The sequence below is a fragment of the Flavobacterium sp. CECT 9288 genome (assembly GCF_918731615.1).
Classification (GTDB): domain Bacteria; phylum Bacteroidota; class Bacteroidia; order Flavobacteriales; family Flavobacteriaceae; genus Flavobacterium.
Genome location: NZ_OU957226.1, coordinates 1,919,175 through 1,939,783 on the forward strand (window position 1 = coordinate 1,919,175; position 20,609 = coordinate 1,939,783).

The following is a 20,609-nucleotide window of genomic DNA, read 5'->3' on the forward strand; positions in this document are numbered from 1 at the left end:
AATATTTTTTTCAAATATACTAAAATTGAATATGGATATGATCTTTGTGATCCGAAATAGGCACTAATTTTTCACCATGTTTCAAATTATTCCTTATTCGTTCTGTTTTTACTCTGTCGCTTTTTGTAGCTGACCAATATGGATGATAAACGTTAACTGCTCCCATTTTTTTTACTTCTTTAGTGAATTTTATGAAAAAGCTTTCATCAAAATTTATCGAATCTACATGTTTGTAATTAATTTTATTGATATCTATAGCTGTACCTCTATAATGTTGACTATTTTCACTGTGAGAGGCTCCTGCTAGTTCTTGTACATTAAATTTATATAACTTACTTAATTCGTGTAGTACATAAAGAACTCCTATAGAAAGTGAAACCTGCTTCCCTTTTGCATGTCCATATTCACTTGTATAAACTTGCTCACCTTCTGAGGCGTCCTTAATATTATCATCTGCATTAGCTTTATCATTTGTTGATTTATAAGGATGTACATTGCTAAATGTGATTTTTTTCTCTTCTAGTATTTTTTTTGCTAATATCACATCTAATGTTCTATCTTCATAAATATCAATAGAATACATTTTGCCAAGATGTATTGATTGCTTAATTCTTGGTGTCATTTCATTTTTTGTTATTTCTTCATTTTTATCTCCTTTTTGAATTTTGAATTCATTGTAATCCCAATATTCTCCATCAGCACTTTTATTTAATTTATAAGCATCTGGTGAATTCACTTTAGTATATAGGGTATCATCTCCTTTTTTGCCTACTCCGATTGGAGCAAATATTGCCATATACATATCCTCAGCATTATTTATAACTCTTTTATATCTTTCAATATGCATTTGGAAATAAAGTTTCACGAAATCTAATTGACGAATTTCAGACATATTTTTAAGATCTCTTTTTGTTAAAAGTTTGTCTTTGTAATCCGGACCGGTATATTTTACTCCCTTATGTTCTCTATTCATATCTTTGATGGCTGATTCTGTGAATTGGACTAAACCTGTTGCATGGGGATATCCTATACTAGCTGAAAACTTACCTTTTGTTTCAACATTCATGCATATCATCAATTGATTAGCCATTTCAAATTTAGATTCATTGCCCCATAGTTCCTTACATATTTTTACAACTTTCAACCTAAACTCCTTACTCACTTTAGCACCCCAAATCAGCTGTGAATCATTTTTATCAAAAACATCTCCACTATCCCACTTCGCTCCAACCTTAAACACCAGTGTTTTATCCTTAAAATGTTTAGTAGAAAAGCCCTCTACGCCTGCATAATAGGTTTCGGTGTCGTCTTTTTTCAAGTGGGCTGGTGCCTTTTTTTGAAAGCTTAATTCAGCAATACCATTTGCTTTAATTGTGGATTCGCTCAAATTTTCAAGTATAGAATCATCTTCTAAGGCATGGGCATTGAATTTAATTTTTTCACCCATCATATTTCTAGTATGAGCTACCATTTTTATTTTAGTAGGTGTTTTACTATTGTAAGGTACTCTATCTGTTGGCACCAATCGTTTGCCCTCATATTCAAAATACAAGTCTAAAATTTCTTTTTTGGTGGTTACTTTTAACTCTGAATTTGATACGGGATAGCTAATTCCTTTAAAAGCATATAATTGATTATCGACTACGCCTACAAGTGCAAATTTCAGGTTAACATTCCAATTCGAAATTCCTAACTTAGCTTTCATTTCTTTTGAAAAACTAACTGCTGTATTTATTTTTCCCTCACTATCGGTTTTAGTAGTTATAAAATATCTGTTTTTGTAGTAACCACTGTCTTTGTGTGCTTTTACATGAAAGTATATTCTAACCTCTTCGTTGCAAAAATTAGGAACAGTAGCTTTAACATAGTTGATTTCGCCTATAAAACCAGAGTTGTTACAAGCGGCTGTTATCGAACAATTTTTGCCTGCACAATTAAGCGAAGCTGAATTAGAAGCTGTGGTAGCTAAAATCATTGCTGATAGCGATGCATCAGGAATGGCAGCTATGTGTAAAGTAATGGGATTGGCATCTGCTGAATTAGCTGGAAAAGCAGACGGCAAAACAATTTCAACAATTGTGAAAAAATTATTGTCTTAATTTTAATTTTTTTTAATTCCAAATTCCATTTTTTTTGGAGTTTGGAATTTTAAAATTTAATTTTATAACTATTGACTGCGTAGTTCAACTAGATAGAATATCAGATTTCGACTCTGAGGGTTGCAGGTTCGAACCCTGCCGTGGTCACAAACTCGAAAAATAAAAGGCGTGAAGATTAAACCTATTGGTAATCTTCACGCCTTTTGTAGTTTGTGGGTAACTAAAAAAAGAACCACGTATGGTTGATTACCCCAAAAAACTCACATCGCTCCTATTGTTGTATTACTTCCCATTTTATAATAAAGGATTGTAATAATTTTAGCCCAATAAATTTAAAATTGTATTGTTGTAACAATAAAAAACTTAATTTTAGTTTCAGTATTTGTGATTTTTTATTTTTAGCGAAAAGAGTTTATCTCACGATTGAAGATTTTAAGAATATAATAATCATTTTATTTTTGTCAATGTATATGTATCATATTCAGGATTAATAATTTTTACATCTTTTCCTGTAACACCATAATTTGAACTTCCCTTTTCTTTAAATAAAATATATTCTCTATTTTCTTCAATTGTTTTAACAACTAGAGTATCAACAGTATTTTTAATAATTTTTGCAAAAATATTATCTTTAATCGATTTTTGTGCGATTTTACCTGTCTCTGAATTAAATGAAGTAGAATTTTGAGTTAAATACACGTCTTTTTCACTTAGATGAAAAACTATATTTCCTTCAAAATCTTCTTCCATTTTTGATCCCTCAAAATCAAATTGAAAATCTCCAATCCATTTTTCATCAATTTTCAAACCATCATTTTGATTAAGATTTTTCTGAATGAACGACTCAATAAATGTAAAATCTTTTTGTTCCTCTTCTTTTGAGTTAATTTCTTTAGTGTCTATTAGAACCCATTCACCATTCTTTTCCTTATAGTTGTATAAATTTCTTATATATTTATCTTTTTGATAGTAACCCTCTGGAGTATTTACTAAAAATTTTTTGGGTATTATACTTATAAATATTTTAAAAATTTCTTTAATTTCTTTAGTGTTTAATTTGGAAATATAATCGTTTACATTTTCAGTTATTTTTTTATTTAGTTCTTTTTTTGGGACTAAAATTATGACTGCATTACCAATACTATTAGATTTTTCATTATAAACACATCCATTATCTGTTGTGACAAAATAAGTTTCCCTAAAATCATAATAGCCACATTTTAAAATATTTTCAAAATTGTATGAATCAGATTTTAATCCAAATTCTTTTGCAGTATCATTACTTTTTTTATTACAACTAATTGAACAAAAGGCAAAAAAAAGCCCATAAAGAAATACATTAATTTTCATATTTTATTTTTGTTTAATTTTATTTTTTTGGTCTAAAATAACCTTTCCAGCCAGGATGTTTGAATAGTGCTTGACTTTTTCTTTTGTAAATCGCTGTTCGAGTACAACCTTTTTTTGAAGATCCTCCATTAGCTACTTGTTGGCTTTCCTCTCTTGCGCCAATATTTCCAATTGCTTCCAATATAGTTACCAAATCTGTTTTTTCTTCATACTTGTAAACTATGCCTGTATGTCCATTACCATTTCTCCAAACAAAAATATCTCCTTTTTGAGGTTTAAAATCAGATTTATCACTTCCAGATATAAAATTAATATCATTGCAGTCAATAGCTTTTCTAAAATCTGTCTCATTAGTCATTATACCTGTATGTATATTTTTAACACTTTTAGTTATCCCTAACTTGTACAAATATATAGAAACTAATTCTGAACAATCTAATGCTTTCAAACCTTTTTCAGTTAAAGAATCTCTTACACCCTCTTGACTATAAGGAATATTTTTATCAACCAAAGTTTTCATTTCTTCTAAAACAGAATCAAATGTACCTTTTACCAAATTTACATTTTTAAATTCTTCCCCTTTTAGTTCTATTTTTTCCAATTCTTGTCTAACTTCCCACATATAGGTAGTTCCTTCTTCAAAACCTCTTTTATTTTTTTTGCCTTTTTTTATCTTATTATCATATTCGCCTTTTTCTTTGTGATACGATGGATTATTATAATATGCCATTCTCTCACTTGTCCAAAGAACATTTGAGTCGGTAGCTCCTTCTCCTACACTTTTAGGTTGTAATACTGCCATATATAAATCAGTTAATGATTTATAACCATCACTCTTCATTAAATTGACAAATCTCTTTTCAACATAATTTAATTGTTCGACAGCATTCATCTTTATTAATTTAGCTTGTGTTGTTCCAACTCCTTTGGCTGAATCTTCACTAAATTGAATTAAACCTATATAGCCAACACCATTATCAATTTTTGGATCAAATGTTCCAATAGTTTCTTTTGCGATTATAGTCATTATCCAATTTGGGTTAACTTTTATTCTTTTAGAAATTTCAACTACCTTTAACCTAAATTCCTTACTCACCTTGTCACCCCAAACCAACTGCGGATCATTTGCATCCATAAGATAAGTATCCCACTTCGCTCCAACCTGAAACACCAGCGTTTTATCCTTAAACTGTTTAGTAGAAAATCCTTCAACACCTGCATAATAAGTTAAAGTTGATCCTTTTTTTAGTTTTTCTTTATTAAAAACTCCAAAATTTAGTGCTGCATATCCATTTGACCCTACTTTTACTGCTGGTTTATCTTCTAAAATAGAATCTTCGTTTAATTGATGAGCTTTAAATTTTATACTATCGCCTACCATATTTCGCGTTTTAGCCAGTACAATTAAATTTGTTGCTTTTTCACCATAGGGAACACGGTCTGTGGTTAATAAGCGTTTTCCTTGATATTTAAAATATACATCTAAAATTTCTTTTTTGGTGGTTACTTTTAACTCTGAATTTGATACGGGATAGCTAATTCCTTTAAAAGCATATAATTGATTATCCACTATGCCTACAAGTGCAAATTTCAGGTTAACATTCCAATTTGAAATTCCTAACTTAGCTTTCATTTCTTTTGAAAAACTAACTGCTGTATTTATTTTTCCTTCACTATCGGTTTTAGTAGTTATAAAATATCTGTTTTTGTAGTAAGCACTGTCTTTGTGTGCTTTTACATGAAAATATATTCTAACCTCTTCGTTGCAAAAATTAGGAACAGTAGCTTTAACATAGTTGATTTCACCTATAAAACCAGATGTAGTTTTAGGCGTGCCGCTGGCATCTGTCCAATTGGCTTCAGTGACTGTTGGATGTACCACTTGTATTTGTTGTGATGAAGTCGATTTTTTTATTCTCGAATATTGTGTATTATTTGGGCGGGTTCTTTATAACGTTTAGTAGCTTGCTTTGTTTTTAAAATTCTTTTAAACTTGCTTCTAAGTTGTTTTTTAGCAAGTAATTTTGATAGCTGAAAAAATAGTAGAGATATAAAAAAAAGCTACTGGTGTGAGTAGCTTTTTTTGTTTTCTATTTATCTTCTAAATAACCATAGTCATATACTTTTTCTTTTATGTTCTCTCTATTTTTTAAAAAAGATTGCTTTTGGATATAATATAGATTATTAACTTTTGTGATTACGATATCAGGCAAATTTACTTCACCATTATAAGCACCCATTCCTAAACTTTTTTTGTGAAATAAAAACAAAGTGTCTTTTGATTGATAAGGAACTAGTATATCATTTAAACTTCGATCAATCAGTGAACATTCATTTTTATCAATAATTATTTCATAATCACAATTGTATTCTAAGTAATCGAACAGTTTATAATAGCTTCTGTACCAAAAATCATCAATTTTTAATTTTGAAATAGAATTGAAAAATTGTTCTTGCTTTTTTTTACATACTTTTTGGATATAATTATCTTTCCATTCATATTGATTTGAATTTTCTTCTTTTAACCCAGAGTATGTGTCTAATTTTAGCCATTTGTTGTCTTTGTATTGATACAAATCAATGTCGTGTTTATCTTTTTCTTTATTAGGACTATCAGCATTAGGAGTAGGAATTAAATACTTCTTATCAATAAAAAAAACATAGATATCAAAATATTCTTTTATTTCTTTGACACTCATTTTGTTAATAATTTTTTCCCAATTATGATGATATGTATCATTGAATTCTTTAAAATCTAAATTATTTTTAAAAAACAAAAAGTCTTTAGGGATTAAATAAGTTACTAAATTTCCAAAATCATTACCGCCTTTTGGGTCATATGTAATTCCATAATCATAAGATGTTGTAAAAAAACCGCCATTTTCGTTAGTTTTATATATATAATCATGGTTTTTAAATTTTATGAATTTATCAAAATTATATTCAATTATTAACTTATCATCAATATTTTTCTCTTGTTTATTTTTGCAAGAATACGCTACAATTAGAAGAGATATAAATAATACTTTTTTTAGGGCTTGATACATAATTTTTAAAATTTTTGTCTAAAATAACCAATAAATCCATCATGAGCAATCCCTCTTTAATTTTCGAATTAGCAATAATCCTTGTCAAACTGTCTTTTTGAGTAATCAGTTTATTATTCTTTTTATTACTTTTTCCACAGGAAATAATTAAAACTCCTAAAATGGTTAAAACTATAATTTTTCGCATTTATTTTTTATTTAAAAAAAGCTACTCGAAAGTAGCTTTAATTTTTTTTAATCAGGAAAACATTGTTTTTAAAACTTGTGTTTTGCCATTTGTTTCACTCAAATTAAACTCAGTAAGCATGTTCATGCAAAATTTTAATCCTCTGGTAAACATTCAATTTTTTCTTTTTTAAGATCGATTTCCTCAAATTTTTCATTAATTAAATCTAATTTCCAGACTTTTATCACTTTTTCATATTTTCTATTCTTATCTAGTTTGTCTATAACTATCCCAAAATATTCTCTTTTTTCACTACTATGGCATATATGTGAAAAAAATCTATTTTCACTTAAAAAACTTAAATGCTCTTCATTGTCTCTATGAGCTCCTAATACTTTTTTATCAAGAATTTTTATACTATTTTCCGAAACTTTTTTTAATAATAAAAAGTGGATAATGTTTTTATATTTCGCTAATGCAACTGAGAATTCATCAATATTTAATAAGGCTTCTTCGTCGAACTCCTTATTAGGCCCTATGAAGTTTAAAACTCTCTCTTCACGTTTTGAGGCACTTAAAGTAGAATCTACTAATAAATTCTCGTTCTCATAAGGAGTAAATTTCCCTACATTATAATTTATATTTATACCATATGTCATTAGAGATTTATTTGACTCAGATTGAAAATCAACATCATTATATATCTTTCCTATTTGATAATCTTTCTCAAGACTTACTCCCACTTTAATTTTAGAATTAGCAATAATCCTTGTCAAACTGTCTTTTTGAGTAATCAGTTTATTATTCTTTTTATTACTTTTTCCACAGGAAATAATTAAAATTCCTAAAATGGTTATAATCGTTATTTTTTTCATTTGTCTATCATTTTTTTCATTGACTAAAATAAAAATATTTCTTCATTATCATTTTAAATTAAACAAATTATATTTGAGTATTTTTATCTGGATTTATTTTAACATTTTTTTTAAGCTCTTTAATAGTTTTAAATGGTTCTACAGCAGCGCCTTGTGCTGATTTTTTGTTTCTAACTTCAAAATGCAAATGCTCCATTTTTGAAGATAAATTATTAGCATTTCCTGTTTTTCCCGTTTCACCTATTATATCTCCCGCTTTTACTTTGTCTCCAATTTTAATACGTCTTTCACTTAAATGTGCATAAAAGAAATAATATTCTTTTCCTTCATAAAAACCTTTGATTGTAATCGTTTTGCCATATGTTTCAGATACGTCAGGACCTACTCTAACTCTGACGCCATCTACACATGCATAAACTGTTGTTCCAACTGGAGCATATAAATCTAAACCTTGATGCATTCCACTATCTCTAACATTGGTTTTTAATAAATATTCACTTTCATTTGGAAGCCAACCTGAACGATACCACCCCCTTAATTCCATTTTTTTTAACGGATTATACCAAATATTCCTTGTATATTCTCCTTCATGATAATTTTCTTCTAATGCTTCGCGGACTTCCCAAACATATGTTTTACCACCAACTTTACCTATTTTTTTGCCTTTTTCGTTTATCTCATCAGCTTCTCTTAAAAATGGCTTATTGGCACGATAAGCCGCATTTGGATCGCCATAAACAGGTTCTTTATCAATATGACCTTTACCAGCTGCTTTAGGGTAATTTACTGATAAATATATATCTGTAGCAGATTTTAATTGACTTTTAGATTTGAGTAAAAACCATTTTTCTACATAATCTAATTGCTTTTCTGCGGTCATTTTCATAAGCTCAGTCCTTTTAATATTAAGACCTTCAGCAGCTTCTTTTCCAAACTGAATTAAGCCTACAAACCCCCCTTTTCTAGAATCTCTAGGATCTGCTTTAAAAGTTCCAGCAGATGGAGAAAAAGTATTTGCTGTTTCGAAAGCCATAATGTTCATTAAAGTATTCGGAGAAAAAGAGATTTCTTTTTCTTTTTCAATATTCTTACATATTTTTACAACTTTCAACCTAAACTCCTTACTCACTTTAGCACCCCAAACCAACTGTGGATCATTTTTATCAAAAACATCTCCACTATCCAACTTCGCTCCAACCTTAAACACCAGTGTTTTATCCTTAAAATGTTTTGTAGAAAATCCTTCAACACCTGCATAATAGGTTTCGGTGTCGTCTTTTTTCAAGTGGGCTGGTGCCTTTTTTTGAAAGCTTAGTTCAGTAATACCATTTGCTTTAATTGTGGATTCGTTCAAATTTTCAAGTATAGAATCGTCTTTTAAGGCATGAGCAGTGAATTTAATTTTTTCGCCTATCATATTTCTGGTATGAGCTACCATTTTTATTTTAGTAGGTGTTTTGCTATTGTAAGGTACTCTATCTGTTGGCACCAATCGCTTGCCCTTATATTCAAAATACAAGTCTAAAATTTCTTTTTTGGTGGTTACTTTTAACTCTGAATTTGATACGGGATAGCTAATTCCTTTAAAAGCATATAATTGATTATCGACTATGCCTACAAGTGCAAATTTCAGGTTAACATTCCAATTTGAAATTCCTAACTTAGCTTTCATTTCTTTTGAAAAACTAACTGCTGTATTTATTTTTCCTTCACTATCGGTTTTAGTAGTTATAAAATATCTGTTTTTGTAGTAAGCATTGTCTTTGTGTGCTTTTACATGAAAATATATTCTAACCTCTTCGTTGCAAAAATTAGGAACAGTAGCTTTAACATAGTTGATTTCGCCTATAAAACCAGATGTGGTTTTAGGCGTGCCGGTGGCATCTGTCCAATTGGCTTCAGTGACTGTTGGATGTACCACTTGTGTTTGTTGCGATGAAGTCGATTTTTTTTATTCTCGTATATTGTCTATTATTTGGGCAGGTTTTTTATAACGTTTAGTAGCTTGCTTTGTTTTGGAAATTCTTTTAAGCTTGCTTCTAAGTTGTTTTTTTAGCAAGTAATTTTGATAGCTGAAAAATAGTAGAGATATAAAAAAAGCTACTGGTGAGAGTAGCTTTAGGTTACTTTGATAAAACCTATCTTAAATTAACTTTTTTACTGACTGATTTTTTTGGATAGGTGATAATTAGTCTACAAATTTAATATCTCCTTTTATATCTTTAAGATTAATATAATATAATTTATCATCCTCATCATTAATGATTTTAGCAAATATTATTTTTTCTTTATTATTAATTACTTTTATATTCCTTAAATATCTAAATGAGAAATCTTTAGTCTCGATCTCTTTAACTAGACGCATATTTGTAATGTCGTATAATTTTATCCTGTTTTTTTGATCTGTGTAATAAGAATTTAAATCTTTTTCAGGAACAGTAAACGCGGGCTTGGGATAAATATAGATACCTATTTTAGTTAAAGCTAAATCCAAATTTAAAATTTCATAATCATAAAAAAAAGAAGAAATTGATGATGTTTCTATTATTTTTTTATTTTTTATATCATATTCTTTATTCTTACAATAATTAGCTATTCGCACGATGTTGTTTAATTCGTCTTTTGATGCATAAAAAATATTTTTAGCGTTAATTAAGTAGAAATTTTCATAAAAAAACGGAGGCTCTTCTTTAGTGTCATACTCTGAAATAATATAATCCTTAACTGCTATAGATATTAATTTTCCTTTTAGATAAAAAGCTTTAATAGTGTCTTTATTATTAATCTTTTTATTTACAACTATAGTTTCTGTAACTAAATCTTGATTTTCTACTGTATATTTTTGAATTATTTCATCTTTTTTTGTACATGAAATTAATATCATTAGAATAATATGTAATATCAATATGTTTTTTTTCATTTTTTTAAACTTTGTTACAAATGTAAATTATATCTCAATATGTATATGGTTATAATGTTGTTTTTTTTCATTATAAGGATCCAATACTTTATTCGCTCCAAGATTTTTTGCTTTGTTTCGTATATCTACATGAAATGATTCATTAAAATTTGGATGTCCTTTTTCCCCCATATGTACTTTATTTATAATGTTGATATCAAAGGCCATTCCTTTGTAATGACGACTTTTATTTGAGTGTTCAGCACCAGCAATTTCAGAAACATTAAAAGTATAATCCTTACTTAACATATACATGATATACAACATATTGGATAAAAGTTCAATTTCTCCGCCAGGAGCATTACCATAGTCACTTCGTTTCGCGTTTTTACCAGCACTTGCATCTTTTATATTATCTATTGCCATGGCTTTATCAATAACTCCTGAAACATGAGAATTTGAAAATGCAATTCTTTTTTCTTTAATAATTTTTTCAGCTAATACTTGATTTAATTTTCGAGTTTCATTATAGCTTAATGCGTAACGAATACCTTTACTTTTCATTTCTCTATATCTTGCTAATAATTCGCCCGATTGAATTATCCCATCATTATTTCCTTTATTGAAACCGTCATTTTTTGTGTCCATCCCTGAGTTATCACGATAACTTGGATTTATTTTTCCATCTAAATATTTTTTGTAAATATCAACTTTGTCGCCTTTACCAGTAGCACTTGGTGCAAAAATTACCATATAAATATCTTCTGGGCGTTGTACTTTTTTATAATTATTATATAACATAAAGTATTTTTTTACATAATCTAACTGTTCTATAGGAGATAATAATGCTAATTTTTGTTTATATTTATTTATTTCATCTGTAGTAATTGCATCTAATCTATCTTTGTTTTCTGTTAATCCCCTTTCTTGTAAAATTAATGATTTAATAGGAGCTGTTGTAAACTGAACCAATCCAACAGGTTTGCCTTTTACTAAATTTGGATTTTTTTTATGTGCTTCTTTGGAATAAGGTTGATTGTTATTGATTATTACTGAACTACTGAATGTTTCACCAGTTTCTACAGACATACTTATCATCATAGCGTCTGCCATTTCATATTTTCTAGATTCTCCCCATAATTCGGCACAAATTTTTAATAGTTTCAACCTAAATTCCTTACTCACTTTATCTCCCCAAACCAACTGCGGATCATTTGCATCCATAAGATAAGTATCCCACTTCGCACCAACTTCAAGCACTAAAGTTTTATCCTTAAAATGTTTTGTAGAAAATCCTTCAACACCTGCATAATAAGTTAAAGTTGATCCTTTTTTTAGTTTTTCTTTATTAAAAACGACAAAATTTAGTGCTGCATATCCATTTGACCCTATTTTTACGGCTGGTTTATCTTCTAAAATAGAATCTTCGTTTAATTGATGAGCTATAAATTTTATACTATCGCCTACCATATTTCGCGTTTTAGCCAATACAATTAAGTTTGTTGTTTTTTCGCCATAGGGAACACGGTCTGCGGTCAATAAGCGTTTTCCTTGATATTTAAAATATACATCTAAAATTTCTTTTTTGGTGGTTACTTTTAACTCAGCATTTGATACGGGATAGCTAATTCCTTTAAAAGCATATAATTGATTATCGACTACGCCTACAAGTGCAAATTTCAGGTTAACATTCCAATTTGAAATTCCTAACTTAGCTTTCATTTCTTTTGAAAAACTAACTGCTGTATTTATTTTTCCTTCACTATCGGTTTTAGTAGTTATAAAATATCTGTTTTTGTAGTAAGTACTGTCTTTGTGTGCTTTTACATGAAAATATATTCTAACCTCTTCGTTGCAAAAATTAGGAACAGTAGCTTTAACATAGTTGATTTCGCCTATAAAACCAGATGTGGTTTTAGGCGTGCCGCTGGCATCTGTCCAATTGGCTTCAGTGACTGTTGGATGTACCACTTGTATTTGTTGCGATGAAGTCGATTTTTTGCCTTCGCGGGTGTTGCTGTAGGCTTCAACCCAATATTTGCCTTCTGTTAAAGGCAAATTAAATGTGGCTTTTGTTCCTTTTGCAAAAGGTTGTTTTGTTGTGGGGTTCTCTTTGTTAAATTCTTGAAGTTCTTTTTCATTATACAACACCCATTTTACGTTATTCATTTCTTCTGTAGTGGCTGGATTAAATAAAAATTCAGTGGCCTTATATTCTACTTGTTGTAATTTTTCTAACTTTAAATAAATGTTATCTTTCCTAAAGTTTTTAGTTATACTTATTTTTTTGACATAATTTTCTTTTACTTTAAAATCAACTTTTCCATTAATCGGATACTGACCGTTACTTGTAACAATAACAGTATAAGTGCCTAATTTTGGTAACGATACATTAAATAAACCATTTTCAGACAATGGTTTAATTTCAGAAATAGAAACAAATTTATCTTTTGCTTTATGTTCAATTTGATAAAATAATTGTAAAGGATTTTTTGGTTTAGCAGCTTTATTTGCTTTTAATTTTACTGCAAATTGTTTTGCCTCTGTAAATGGTCGGGCATAGCTAGCACTAAAATTTGTTGGGGCAATAATTTCAATTTCTGGTTTTATGATGTTGATATCAACATAAGCAGAATGTTTTTTATCTTTAATAGCGTCTGTTTTTTCTCCATAAGCTTCAATGATATAGTTCCCTAGTTTTTCAAAATTATAACTAAAATTAGGGCCTTCGTTTACAAAAGTTTTTTCTTTTTTGTTGTTCAAGTAAACCACCCAATTGATGTTCTCTTTGGCAAACTTTCTTTGATTTACTAATTTTTCGTTTAAGCCAAATTCTAAACTTTCGCCTAGTATAAAGGTTTTAGCCGATGTGTTTTTAATAAATACCGCACCTTTGTTGACACCAGCTCCTATATCATCTTTCGCACTTAATTCCTTTAAGAAAGCATAAACATTTTGTGCACCTAAATTGGCATACATTTTATCTGGACTCAAATTTGGATATACTTTAGTTTTGGTGAAAAATGTTATGCTGTTGGGCAATTCGGTTAAGCCTTCTACTTCTCTTAGTAATAAAAATAATTCGTCGTATTGCTCAAAAAGGTTGGCAATATTGACTTGTTCATTTTTTAATTCTTTTAAAATAGTGTTCCAGTAATTCTTAGACCCAAGACTAATTTGGTCATTCAAAATTTTGGATTCTATGGCAGCAATCATTTTTAATCGAATGTTGTCCCAATGAAAGGTTGCTGTTTCACCTCCAAGGGGTTTCAATTCGTTGTACATTAAATTAAAGCGGGGATCATTTTTGTAATCAGCAATAGAAGCGCCTTTTTCTAATTTATCTAATACATCGGACCAATACTTTATGGCTTCTGTATCGTTATTTTTTATGGCGTTATTTAATTGGTTTTGCACCCCTTTTTTCACCTCATTGATAGTAGGTGCTAGATTGTTTTCTTTTAAGTGTTGTGGCAAACGAACACTTTCTTGAGTGCCTACATTAGCATAAGGTTGCGGAGCGATACTAGTGATCCCTTTGTTCGTCGTGTCGTTTTCGACTTCCGAAATCGGAGGAGTAGTGTTGACTGATGTGAGAGAACGCATTGCCGTTTTATCAGTGGTATCAGTAACGCCTCCTCCGTCTGGAAGACTTGAAGTTGCATTTTTTACTTGGCCAACAGCTACTGTTGAGCTAGTAGTATTATTTTTGATAGAATCCCCATTAGCCGAAGGAGTAGTGCCAGTGGATAGTGCTGTTTTTTCGATGGTTGCAGCAGTGTTATCGATGGCGCCTCCTTCGGTTGAGGAATTAGGATCGTTTGTAATAGTATTGTGCAGTTGTTGTTCCTGCCATATTTGTACTATATCTTTTTGTTGGCTCATTTCTTTAGAGACTTTGGCCAACTCTTTTATGAAGACATTGGTTAAATGTTCAGCGCTTTTTATATCAGCACTATTTTGTATTGAAAGATTGAAATTATGAATTACATTTTTACTCATCGCTAGGTGTTTTTCTGAGTGTAAAAGTAATGTCAAAGTTTGTCTTTTTTTGTATTTCAAACTGCTTGTATTCAGTAGTTTCAGTAGGTTTTGTTTTTGCTGAAACTACTGAATTCACAGGGCCTTTTTTTGTTCTTTTTGTATGCTTCTGTGCTACTTTTACACCCTCAAAAAAGGAATTGGCGGGCACTCTTAATTTGTTGTTTCTCCTGCATTTTTTCTAAAATCACATACTACATTATATAGTAATCACCTTAAAAACAATAGTCCCTATGAATTTTTTATTATCGATAGGCATAAGAGAAAAGCCTAAAAAAACCTGACAAGAGTAGCTTTCGTTTTTATGAAGCCATTATTTGAACAGGCTCATAGAAAATCAAGTTCCGCTCTATAACAGTCATTATGGATCTAATGCAAATTCTCCTTTGTTTGAAAAAACAAAGGATGGAATGAAATCACAATCTAAACCTTATTACTATAATTTAAAAACAAACAAAATATGGCATTACAAACATTAACTACCATTAAGAACTGGTTTACAACCGGTCTAAAACCCACTCAAACTCAGTTTTGGGATACTTGGGATTCGTTCAGACACAAAAACGAAAAAGTGCCTGTGGAAGAAGTAGATGGGATCGATCAATTATTGGATCAACTGCCTCCCAAGACAATTTATAAAACGGGTCAGTTGCTTATTTTTAAAAACCCCGATAACGTATTAGATTCGACTATACTTGAACCCAACGATACCGTAATAGGACATGTAGAAGGAGAGTTTTTGAATTCAGGAACTTATTATGGCGGCGATCCGATGTTGTTGAGTAGTTACACTCAATCCAATAATCAAGTAGGGCGAATTATAGCCTTCAATTCTTACGATCAATACAATGGTGACGTAATTACTTATGAACTTAATGATGAAGTATTGCAAAGGGCATACAGCTGTGGCGCCTATAATGGAGTTTATATTATGTATAAAAGACCAGGCGATCTCGATTTTTTGAGTGCATGGCCTAGTGGTACCTACCCTCAAGCATGGGTTACATGGCTTGAATTAACTCCAGGTACTATTATTAAATTAACAGATACTATTGGCGGTTTGGACGATTCAGAAGAATATATAGTGCCAGAATTAGCGAAAACAAGATAAAACATTAAAAAGAAATAATCAATATGAAAAACTTCATCAAAAAATACTGGATTTTAATTGGGATGATTGCGGCTTTTACTTTGGAGCACACATTTGACATTCTCAACGGTTTAGGGTTTTCAACCCTGCAAATAAAATTTGTAGAAGGACTTGGAGCACTTATTTACGGATATTTTTTTACGAGTAAATACAACGCTAAAAAACTTTCAAAACAATTTTAAAACAGCAAAAAGAACCTTCAATGTCTTATCGATTCACAAGTGTCTTGTATGGCTTTTTTTGTAGCACTATTCATCGATGGATTTTGTGGGTTGAGTATGGGAAAGGTATCTCTGCGGTCTTATTTTTAATTCATTAAGTGCATTTTGTCATGCGATGTAGGTTATTCGTAAAGATAGGCAAGTCTAATGTAGGTTCTGGGTTTGGGTCATGGTCGTTTTGTAATTTAATTTGCCAAAATGAGAATTACTAAGGTTTAAATATTTGTTAAACAGTGTTTAAATAGTAAAAGCAGCGATTATATCTATGGGCTTTGAATTATTGCAATAATGGTTTGATTTTTAGTAAACTAATTTCTGTTGAAACTACTGTATACACAAGTGTTTGTTTTGTATTCATTATGTTTCTCTGTTTTATTTTTAACATTCTACATTTATTTTTTAAAAGTTAAATAGGGTTAAAAAAATATTATTTTTTTAAACAGTAAGGAAGTTTTGTAGGTTTTTATGTTACTATTTGGTACCAGTTTTGTTCTAATAGTGTCATTATAACATTTATTCAAATTCATCATTGTTTCAAGAATCAAAGAATTGAGTGGATATGGGGTCTGTAACTTAAAGCAAACAAAATATGGCATTACAAAAATTAAGTACTGTAAAGAACTGGTTTGAGATCAGTTTTAAATCTACTCAAAATCAGTTTTGGGGCACTTGGGATTCGTTCAGGGACAAAGACGAAAAAGTAGCCGTCGCTATGGTTGAGGGGATGTATGAAGTATCGTGTCAATTGTCTCCGAAGGCAATTTATAAATCGGGACAGTTGTTTCTGTTAAAACACCCTGATAACGGATTAGATACTACTATACTTGAACCTAATGATACCGTAATTGGGTATGTAGGGGGAGCGTTTTTGAATGCAAGAACCTATTATGGTGGTGATCCAATGCTATTGACTAGTTACATACAACCAGAGGTTTTGCCCACCGCTTTTGCTTTTTATTACAAAAATACCCAGCGAAGTTTGATTATGGCTAACAATGAGGTGCTAGTGAGTTCATACGTTTATCGAGATGTAGCGCAAAAAATAATATACGAAAGCCATTTGGGTACCGTTGAAGATGCACAAAGAGTGATTTTGTTGGATCCTAATACAGAAGAGGAACTAGTAGCACTAACTTATGATCCCTCTTTATTTGAGAATTTTCCAGATTTGAATGACTTCACGATAGACTTGATAAAACAAGAAAATGATGTGTTCTTGAATATTGATATTGACAAGGATGTGTTTATGAATTATAATGGAAAACAGACCACTTTTTCTTTTTATACCGACTTTAGAAAATCTGATTACTGCCTTGTTTTGTATGTTCAAATTACGGACAATACTACTAGAGAAATATACAATTTGCCCTTATTTACTGCGGTGTTATTTCCTGAAAATATTTTATAAAAAAATGAAAAAACTACTTATAGTATGCATTTTAGCCATTGGGATGATGGCGAATGCGCAGGCTCCTCAACTTATTGCGAAACCCTTAAAATTAACCTCGGTTGGTAAAGGAACCGCTGCCGATAGCGTGTTGGTTCTTGGCGCCGATAAAATTATGAAATTTGTGCCTAGGAGTGCTTTTGGAGGTGGCTCAGGAACCGATAAAAGCTTTCAGGAAATTTTAAATCAACCATGGGACAATTTTATACATACTTTTAGTGGTGGATTGAAATTTGAAAATCCATACGCTTCAGTACTTGCATATCGCGACGGGATAATAATTGAAAGGACTAATTTGACTAGTACCCCAACTAAAGCGGAATTATTTTCAGAGGGAATAGCTTTTACAGATTCATTTGGAAATAGAAGTTATACCAAATACCCAAACAACGCTGCAATTGACAAAACTTTTGCGGTTTCTGTTAATGGAAATTACGCAGATGCAAACGGAAATATTACCATAAATTCAAGTCCCTATTGGGTTTATACAGCTATATTGTCGCAAAATGGTACTAACGCGCCAGTAGCTACAGTCTTGGAAAATACCTTTGGAGACACAGTAACATGGACAAGGCTGTCCAGCGGGCAATATAGGGGCAGCTTCAGTAATGCTTCTTTTCAGTTATCAAAGTTTTTTGCCGTTGTTGGAAGACAAAATATAAATACACTTACTAGATTAGATATTTTTGGTGATTCATCAATTTTTTTAGGAACAGCCACTGTCTCAGGTGCTCAAACTACTTCATTTTCTGATAATCTGATGTTTAACACCTGCATTGAAATAAGAGTTTACAAATAATTTTAAAATTATAATCAATGAAAAACTTCATCAAAAAATACTGGATTTTAATAGGGATGATTGTGGCTTTTACATTGGAGCACACATTTGACATCCTAAACGGTTTCGGGCTTTCGGCGCTGCAAATAAAATTTGTCGAAGGACTTGGAGCCCTTATTTACGGGTATTTCTTTACCAGTAAATACAACGCCAAAAAACTTTCAAAACAATTGTAAAACAACAAAAAGAACCTTCAATGTCTTATCGATTCACAAGTGTCGTCTATGGGCATTTTTTGCTTAACTGTTCAGTTTTCAGAAGCCGAAAAATGGATGAAAGTTACGGCGTTCTTGATTACCGTCGGCTTCACTATTCATCGATGGATATTGATGGTTAAAAACAAAAAGCCATGAATCTTCATTTAAAATATAAATCGCTTTTAGATAAGAATAAAATTAACACGCCTCTAAGAACTGCACATTTTATGGCGCAATTAGAACACGAGAGCGGTTTAGTTGCAAGGCGAGAAAATTTATTTTTTACATCTGTGGACAGGCTTAGAAGTACTTTCAAAACACCATTTAAGAATATAACAGACTCGTTTGTTCGTTCTTTTTTACACAACCCCCAGCATTGCGCAAACTATGTATATGCTAATCGTGGAGGCAATGGCGACCAAGCATCTGGAGACGGTTTTAAATTTCGTGGTGGTGGCTTTTTGCAAAACATATTCCGTAACGGTTACGAGTTTTTAAAAGTCAAAACAGGGATTGATTTCGTTTCTAATCCTGATTTAATTCTTGTTGAGGCAAACGCAATGATTTGCGCCATTTTATTTTGGAACGAAAACGACTTAAACAAATATGCTGACCTAGATGATTTAGACGCTGTTAGTGATGCCATTAATTAAGGTCGCCAAACAGAACGCTATGGAGATTCTAATGGGTACGCCCACAGAAAAGAGTACTTACAAAAATGAAAAACAATTTAAAAAACAAACAAATATGGCATTACAAACATTAAATACTATAAAAGAATGGTTTAAAACCGGTCTAAAACCCAGTCAAACTCAATTTTGGGACACTTGGGATTCGTTCAGGCACAAAAACGACAAAGTGCCTGTGACAGAGGTCGAAGGATTGGATGAGATCATCGATTCGAAAGCGGATAAGATGATTTTGGATAATCATTTAACAGACGATGCTGCTCACGCTGATTTGTTTAATGATAAAGAAGATAAAACCCAAAAAGGCGCACCCGATGGTTACGCTCCATTGGATGAATTTACCAAATTGGCAGCGCAATATTTGAACATTGTAAACGACTTGGTTACGGGTGGTGCTGAATCGCTTTTGAGCGCGGAACAAGGAAAGGTTTTGCAAATGCAAGTTAACGCCATCAACAACTTGCTTACTTCTGATAACGTGAATTTAGACACGCTACAGGAGTTGGTAGACGCTGTCGAAACGGTTCAAGCATCACTAAGTACAATCTTAGTAAACGACCTTACTACTGGTGGAATGACCAAGGCTTTAACGGCTGAGATGGGGAAAAAACTGGATGCAGTAAAAGTTGATAAAAGCGAGAGTGACTATCTAAGTATTGTTCCAGATGAGAATGGATTTGTTACCGGTATAGCAAGTACAAAATCAACTTTTGTCATAAGTGCTGCTCCAAATGGTGCTTTCTTAACTAGTATATCATTTGCTAATGGATTTCAACCTTATAATGGAAAAATATTTACCTTAATAAATAAGCTAAATGAACCTTTGGCTTTGGAAGGACCCGCTATGCCTTCATCAGGTTATGTTCGTGTTCAAGGTATTGAAAGCGGAACTCATGAAGTTAAAAAAGGAGTAACAATAAGTTTTGTATATGACTCAAGCAATATTTCCGATCCTGTTTTAAGACAAATAGGAGTACCTGTATTAGAAAGCTTTGCTGCAAAAGCAAATAAAGAAACAGTTGTAGATACTCATGCGTCAATTGCTGTTACTCTTAATGCTAATTATTTCTCTAGAAATAAATGCGTTCTTTTTACTAATGCTAATCCTATAGTTCTAACAGTCCCTACGAATGCTTTGGAGCCATTGCCCATAGGTAGTGAGTTAGACTTTGTACAACAAGGTGATGGTACAGTTACAGTTGGGGGTGCAGGAATAACTTTTGTTACAAACTTATCTTTGTCTTCTGTCAAAGGTGAAACAAGAAGGTTGAGGAAAATAGCCATAGATACTTGGACGGTAGAAGGCAATGCTCTAAATGATTCTCAAATTGAAATAGGAGCGAATGCAATAGTAAATTATTCTTGGAATGGCAAAACCATTCTATTTACAGCTAATTGTACCATTACGGTTCCTGCAACTCTTTTATCACAATATGGATTTGTATTTAGAACATTAGCAGGAGTTACAGTGACTTGGGCTATTACAGCACCATTTACTTGGGAAACAACGCCGTCTACAACACCTGAGAAAACAACAGGTAGTCTTATGAGAAGAGGTAACACAAATACAATTTTATTAGACTTTTAGAC

16 protein-coding genes, 1 tRNA gene and 1 pseudogene are annotated in these 20,609 nt (G+C 31.2%); 9 read left to right on the top strand and 9 right to left on the bottom strand.

Translation table 11 applies throughout. From position 1 onward, the window contains the following. Positions 1-19: 19 nt before the first annotated feature. On the bottom strand, positions 20-1,705 hold the full coding sequence (locus tag LQ189_RS08415; protein ID WP_230155744.1) for a hypothetical protein: 1,686 nt from the start codon (positions 1,703-1,705) through the stop codon (positions 20-22). 178 nt (positions 1,706-1,883) lie between these two features. Here LQ189_RS08415 and LQ189_RS08420 point away from each other — a divergent pair. Then, positions 1,884-2,099, top strand: a pseudogene (locus LQ189_RS08420) (GatB/YqeY domain-containing protein); the annotation flags it as partial. A gap of 73 nt (positions 2,100-2,172) precedes the next feature. Beyond that, positions 2,173-2,246 (top strand) — tRNA-Arg (locus tag LQ189_RS08425). Positions 2,247-2,546: 300 nt separating this feature from the next. Here LQ189_RS08425 and LQ189_RS08430 read toward each other — a convergent pair. The 8 genes from LQ189_RS08430 to LQ189_RS16250 form a co-directional block, all read right to left on the bottom strand. Next, positions 2,547-3,449: a hypothetical protein gene (locus tag LQ189_RS08430; protein ID WP_230155746.1), complete on the bottom strand. Its 903-nt coding sequence runs from the start codon at positions 3,447-3,449 to the stop codon at positions 2,547-2,549. 19 nt (positions 3,450-3,468) lie between these two features. After that, positions 3,469-5,082 (bottom strand): CHAP domain-containing protein, encoded by a 1,614-nt coding sequence (locus LQ189_RS08435; protein WP_230155747.1) that lies wholly within the window; start codon positions 5,080-5,082, stop codon positions 3,469-3,471. 457 nt (positions 5,083-5,539) lie between these two features. Continuing rightward, positions 5,540-6,496, bottom strand: a complete 957-nt coding sequence (locus LQ189_RS08440) for a hypothetical protein (RefSeq protein WP_230155749.1) — start codon at positions 6,494-6,496, stop codon at positions 5,540-5,542. Positions 6,497-6,817: 321 nt separating this feature from the next. Then, a complete protein-coding gene (locus LQ189_RS08445; protein ID WP_230155751.1) occupies positions 6,818-7,537 on the bottom strand; it encodes a hypothetical protein in 720 nt (239 codons plus the stop codon). A gap of 67 nt (positions 7,538-7,604) precedes the next feature. Further along, the gene (locus LQ189_RS08450) at positions 7,605-9,458 is read right to left on the bottom strand and encodes a M23 family metallopeptidase (RefSeq protein ID WP_230155753.1); all 1,854 of its coding nucleotides are present in this window, start codon (positions 9,456-9,458) and stop codon (positions 7,605-7,607) included. Positions 9,459-9,725: 267 nt separating this feature from the next. After that, the gene (locus LQ189_RS08455; RefSeq protein WP_230155754.1) at positions 9,726-10,457 is read right to left on the bottom strand and encodes a hypothetical protein; all 732 of its coding nucleotides are present in this window, start codon (positions 10,455-10,457) and stop codon (positions 9,726-9,728) included. A gap of 27 nt (positions 10,458-10,484) precedes the next feature. After that, the gene (locus LQ189_RS08460) at positions 10,485-14,438 is read right to left on the bottom strand and encodes a hypothetical protein (RefSeq protein WP_230155755.1); all 3,954 of its coding nucleotides are present in this window, start codon (positions 14,436-14,438) and stop codon (positions 10,485-10,487) included. Next, complete coding sequence (locus LQ189_RS16250; RefSeq protein ID WP_255667819.1) at positions 14,431-14,556, bottom strand: hypothetical protein; 126 nt, start codon at positions 14,554-14,556, stop codon at positions 14,431-14,433. Before LQ189_RS16250 ends, LQ189_RS08460 begins: the two co-directional genes overlap by 8 nt. Before the next feature lie 381 nt (positions 14,557-14,937). Between LQ189_RS16250 and LQ189_RS08465 the strand changes: the two genes are divergently transcribed. From LQ189_RS08465 to LQ189_RS08495, 7 genes are all read left to right on the top strand, one after another. Then, positions 14,938-15,588, top strand: a complete 651-nt coding sequence (locus LQ189_RS08465) for a hypothetical protein (RefSeq protein WP_230155756.1) — start codon at positions 14,938-14,940, stop codon at positions 15,586-15,588. Between the two features lie 23 nt (positions 15,589-15,611). After that, a complete protein-coding gene (locus tag LQ189_RS08470; protein WP_230155757.1) occupies positions 15,612-15,809 on the top strand; it encodes a hypothetical protein in 198 nt (65 codons plus the stop codon). Between the two features lie 628 nt (positions 15,810-16,437). Next, positions 16,438-17,256: a hypothetical protein gene (locus LQ189_RS08475; protein WP_230155758.1), complete on the top strand. Its 819-nt coding sequence runs from the start codon at positions 16,438-16,440 to the stop codon at positions 17,254-17,256. A gap of 4 nt (positions 17,257-17,260) precedes the next feature. Continuing rightward, positions 17,261-18,094, top strand: coding sequence for a hypothetical protein (locus tag LQ189_RS08480; protein ID WP_230155760.1), 834 nt, complete (start codon positions 17,261-17,263; stop codon positions 18,092-18,094). A 17-nt stretch (positions 18,095-18,111) separates the two neighbouring features. Further along, positions 18,112-18,309 (top strand): hypothetical protein, encoded by a 198-nt coding sequence (locus LQ189_RS08485; protein WP_221917188.1) that lies wholly within the window; start codon positions 18,112-18,114, stop codon positions 18,307-18,309. A gap of 173 nt (positions 18,310-18,482) precedes the next feature. Then, complete coding sequence (locus tag LQ189_RS08490; protein ID WP_221917189.1) at positions 18,483-18,983, top strand: hypothetical protein; 501 nt, start codon at positions 18,483-18,485, stop codon at positions 18,981-18,983. Between the two features lie 19 nt (positions 18,984-19,002). Continuing rightward, positions 19,003-20,607, top strand: coding sequence for a hypothetical protein (locus LQ189_RS08495; protein WP_230155762.1), 1,605 nt, complete (start codon positions 19,003-19,005; stop codon positions 20,605-20,607). Positions 20,608-20,609: the final 2 nt, after the last annotated feature.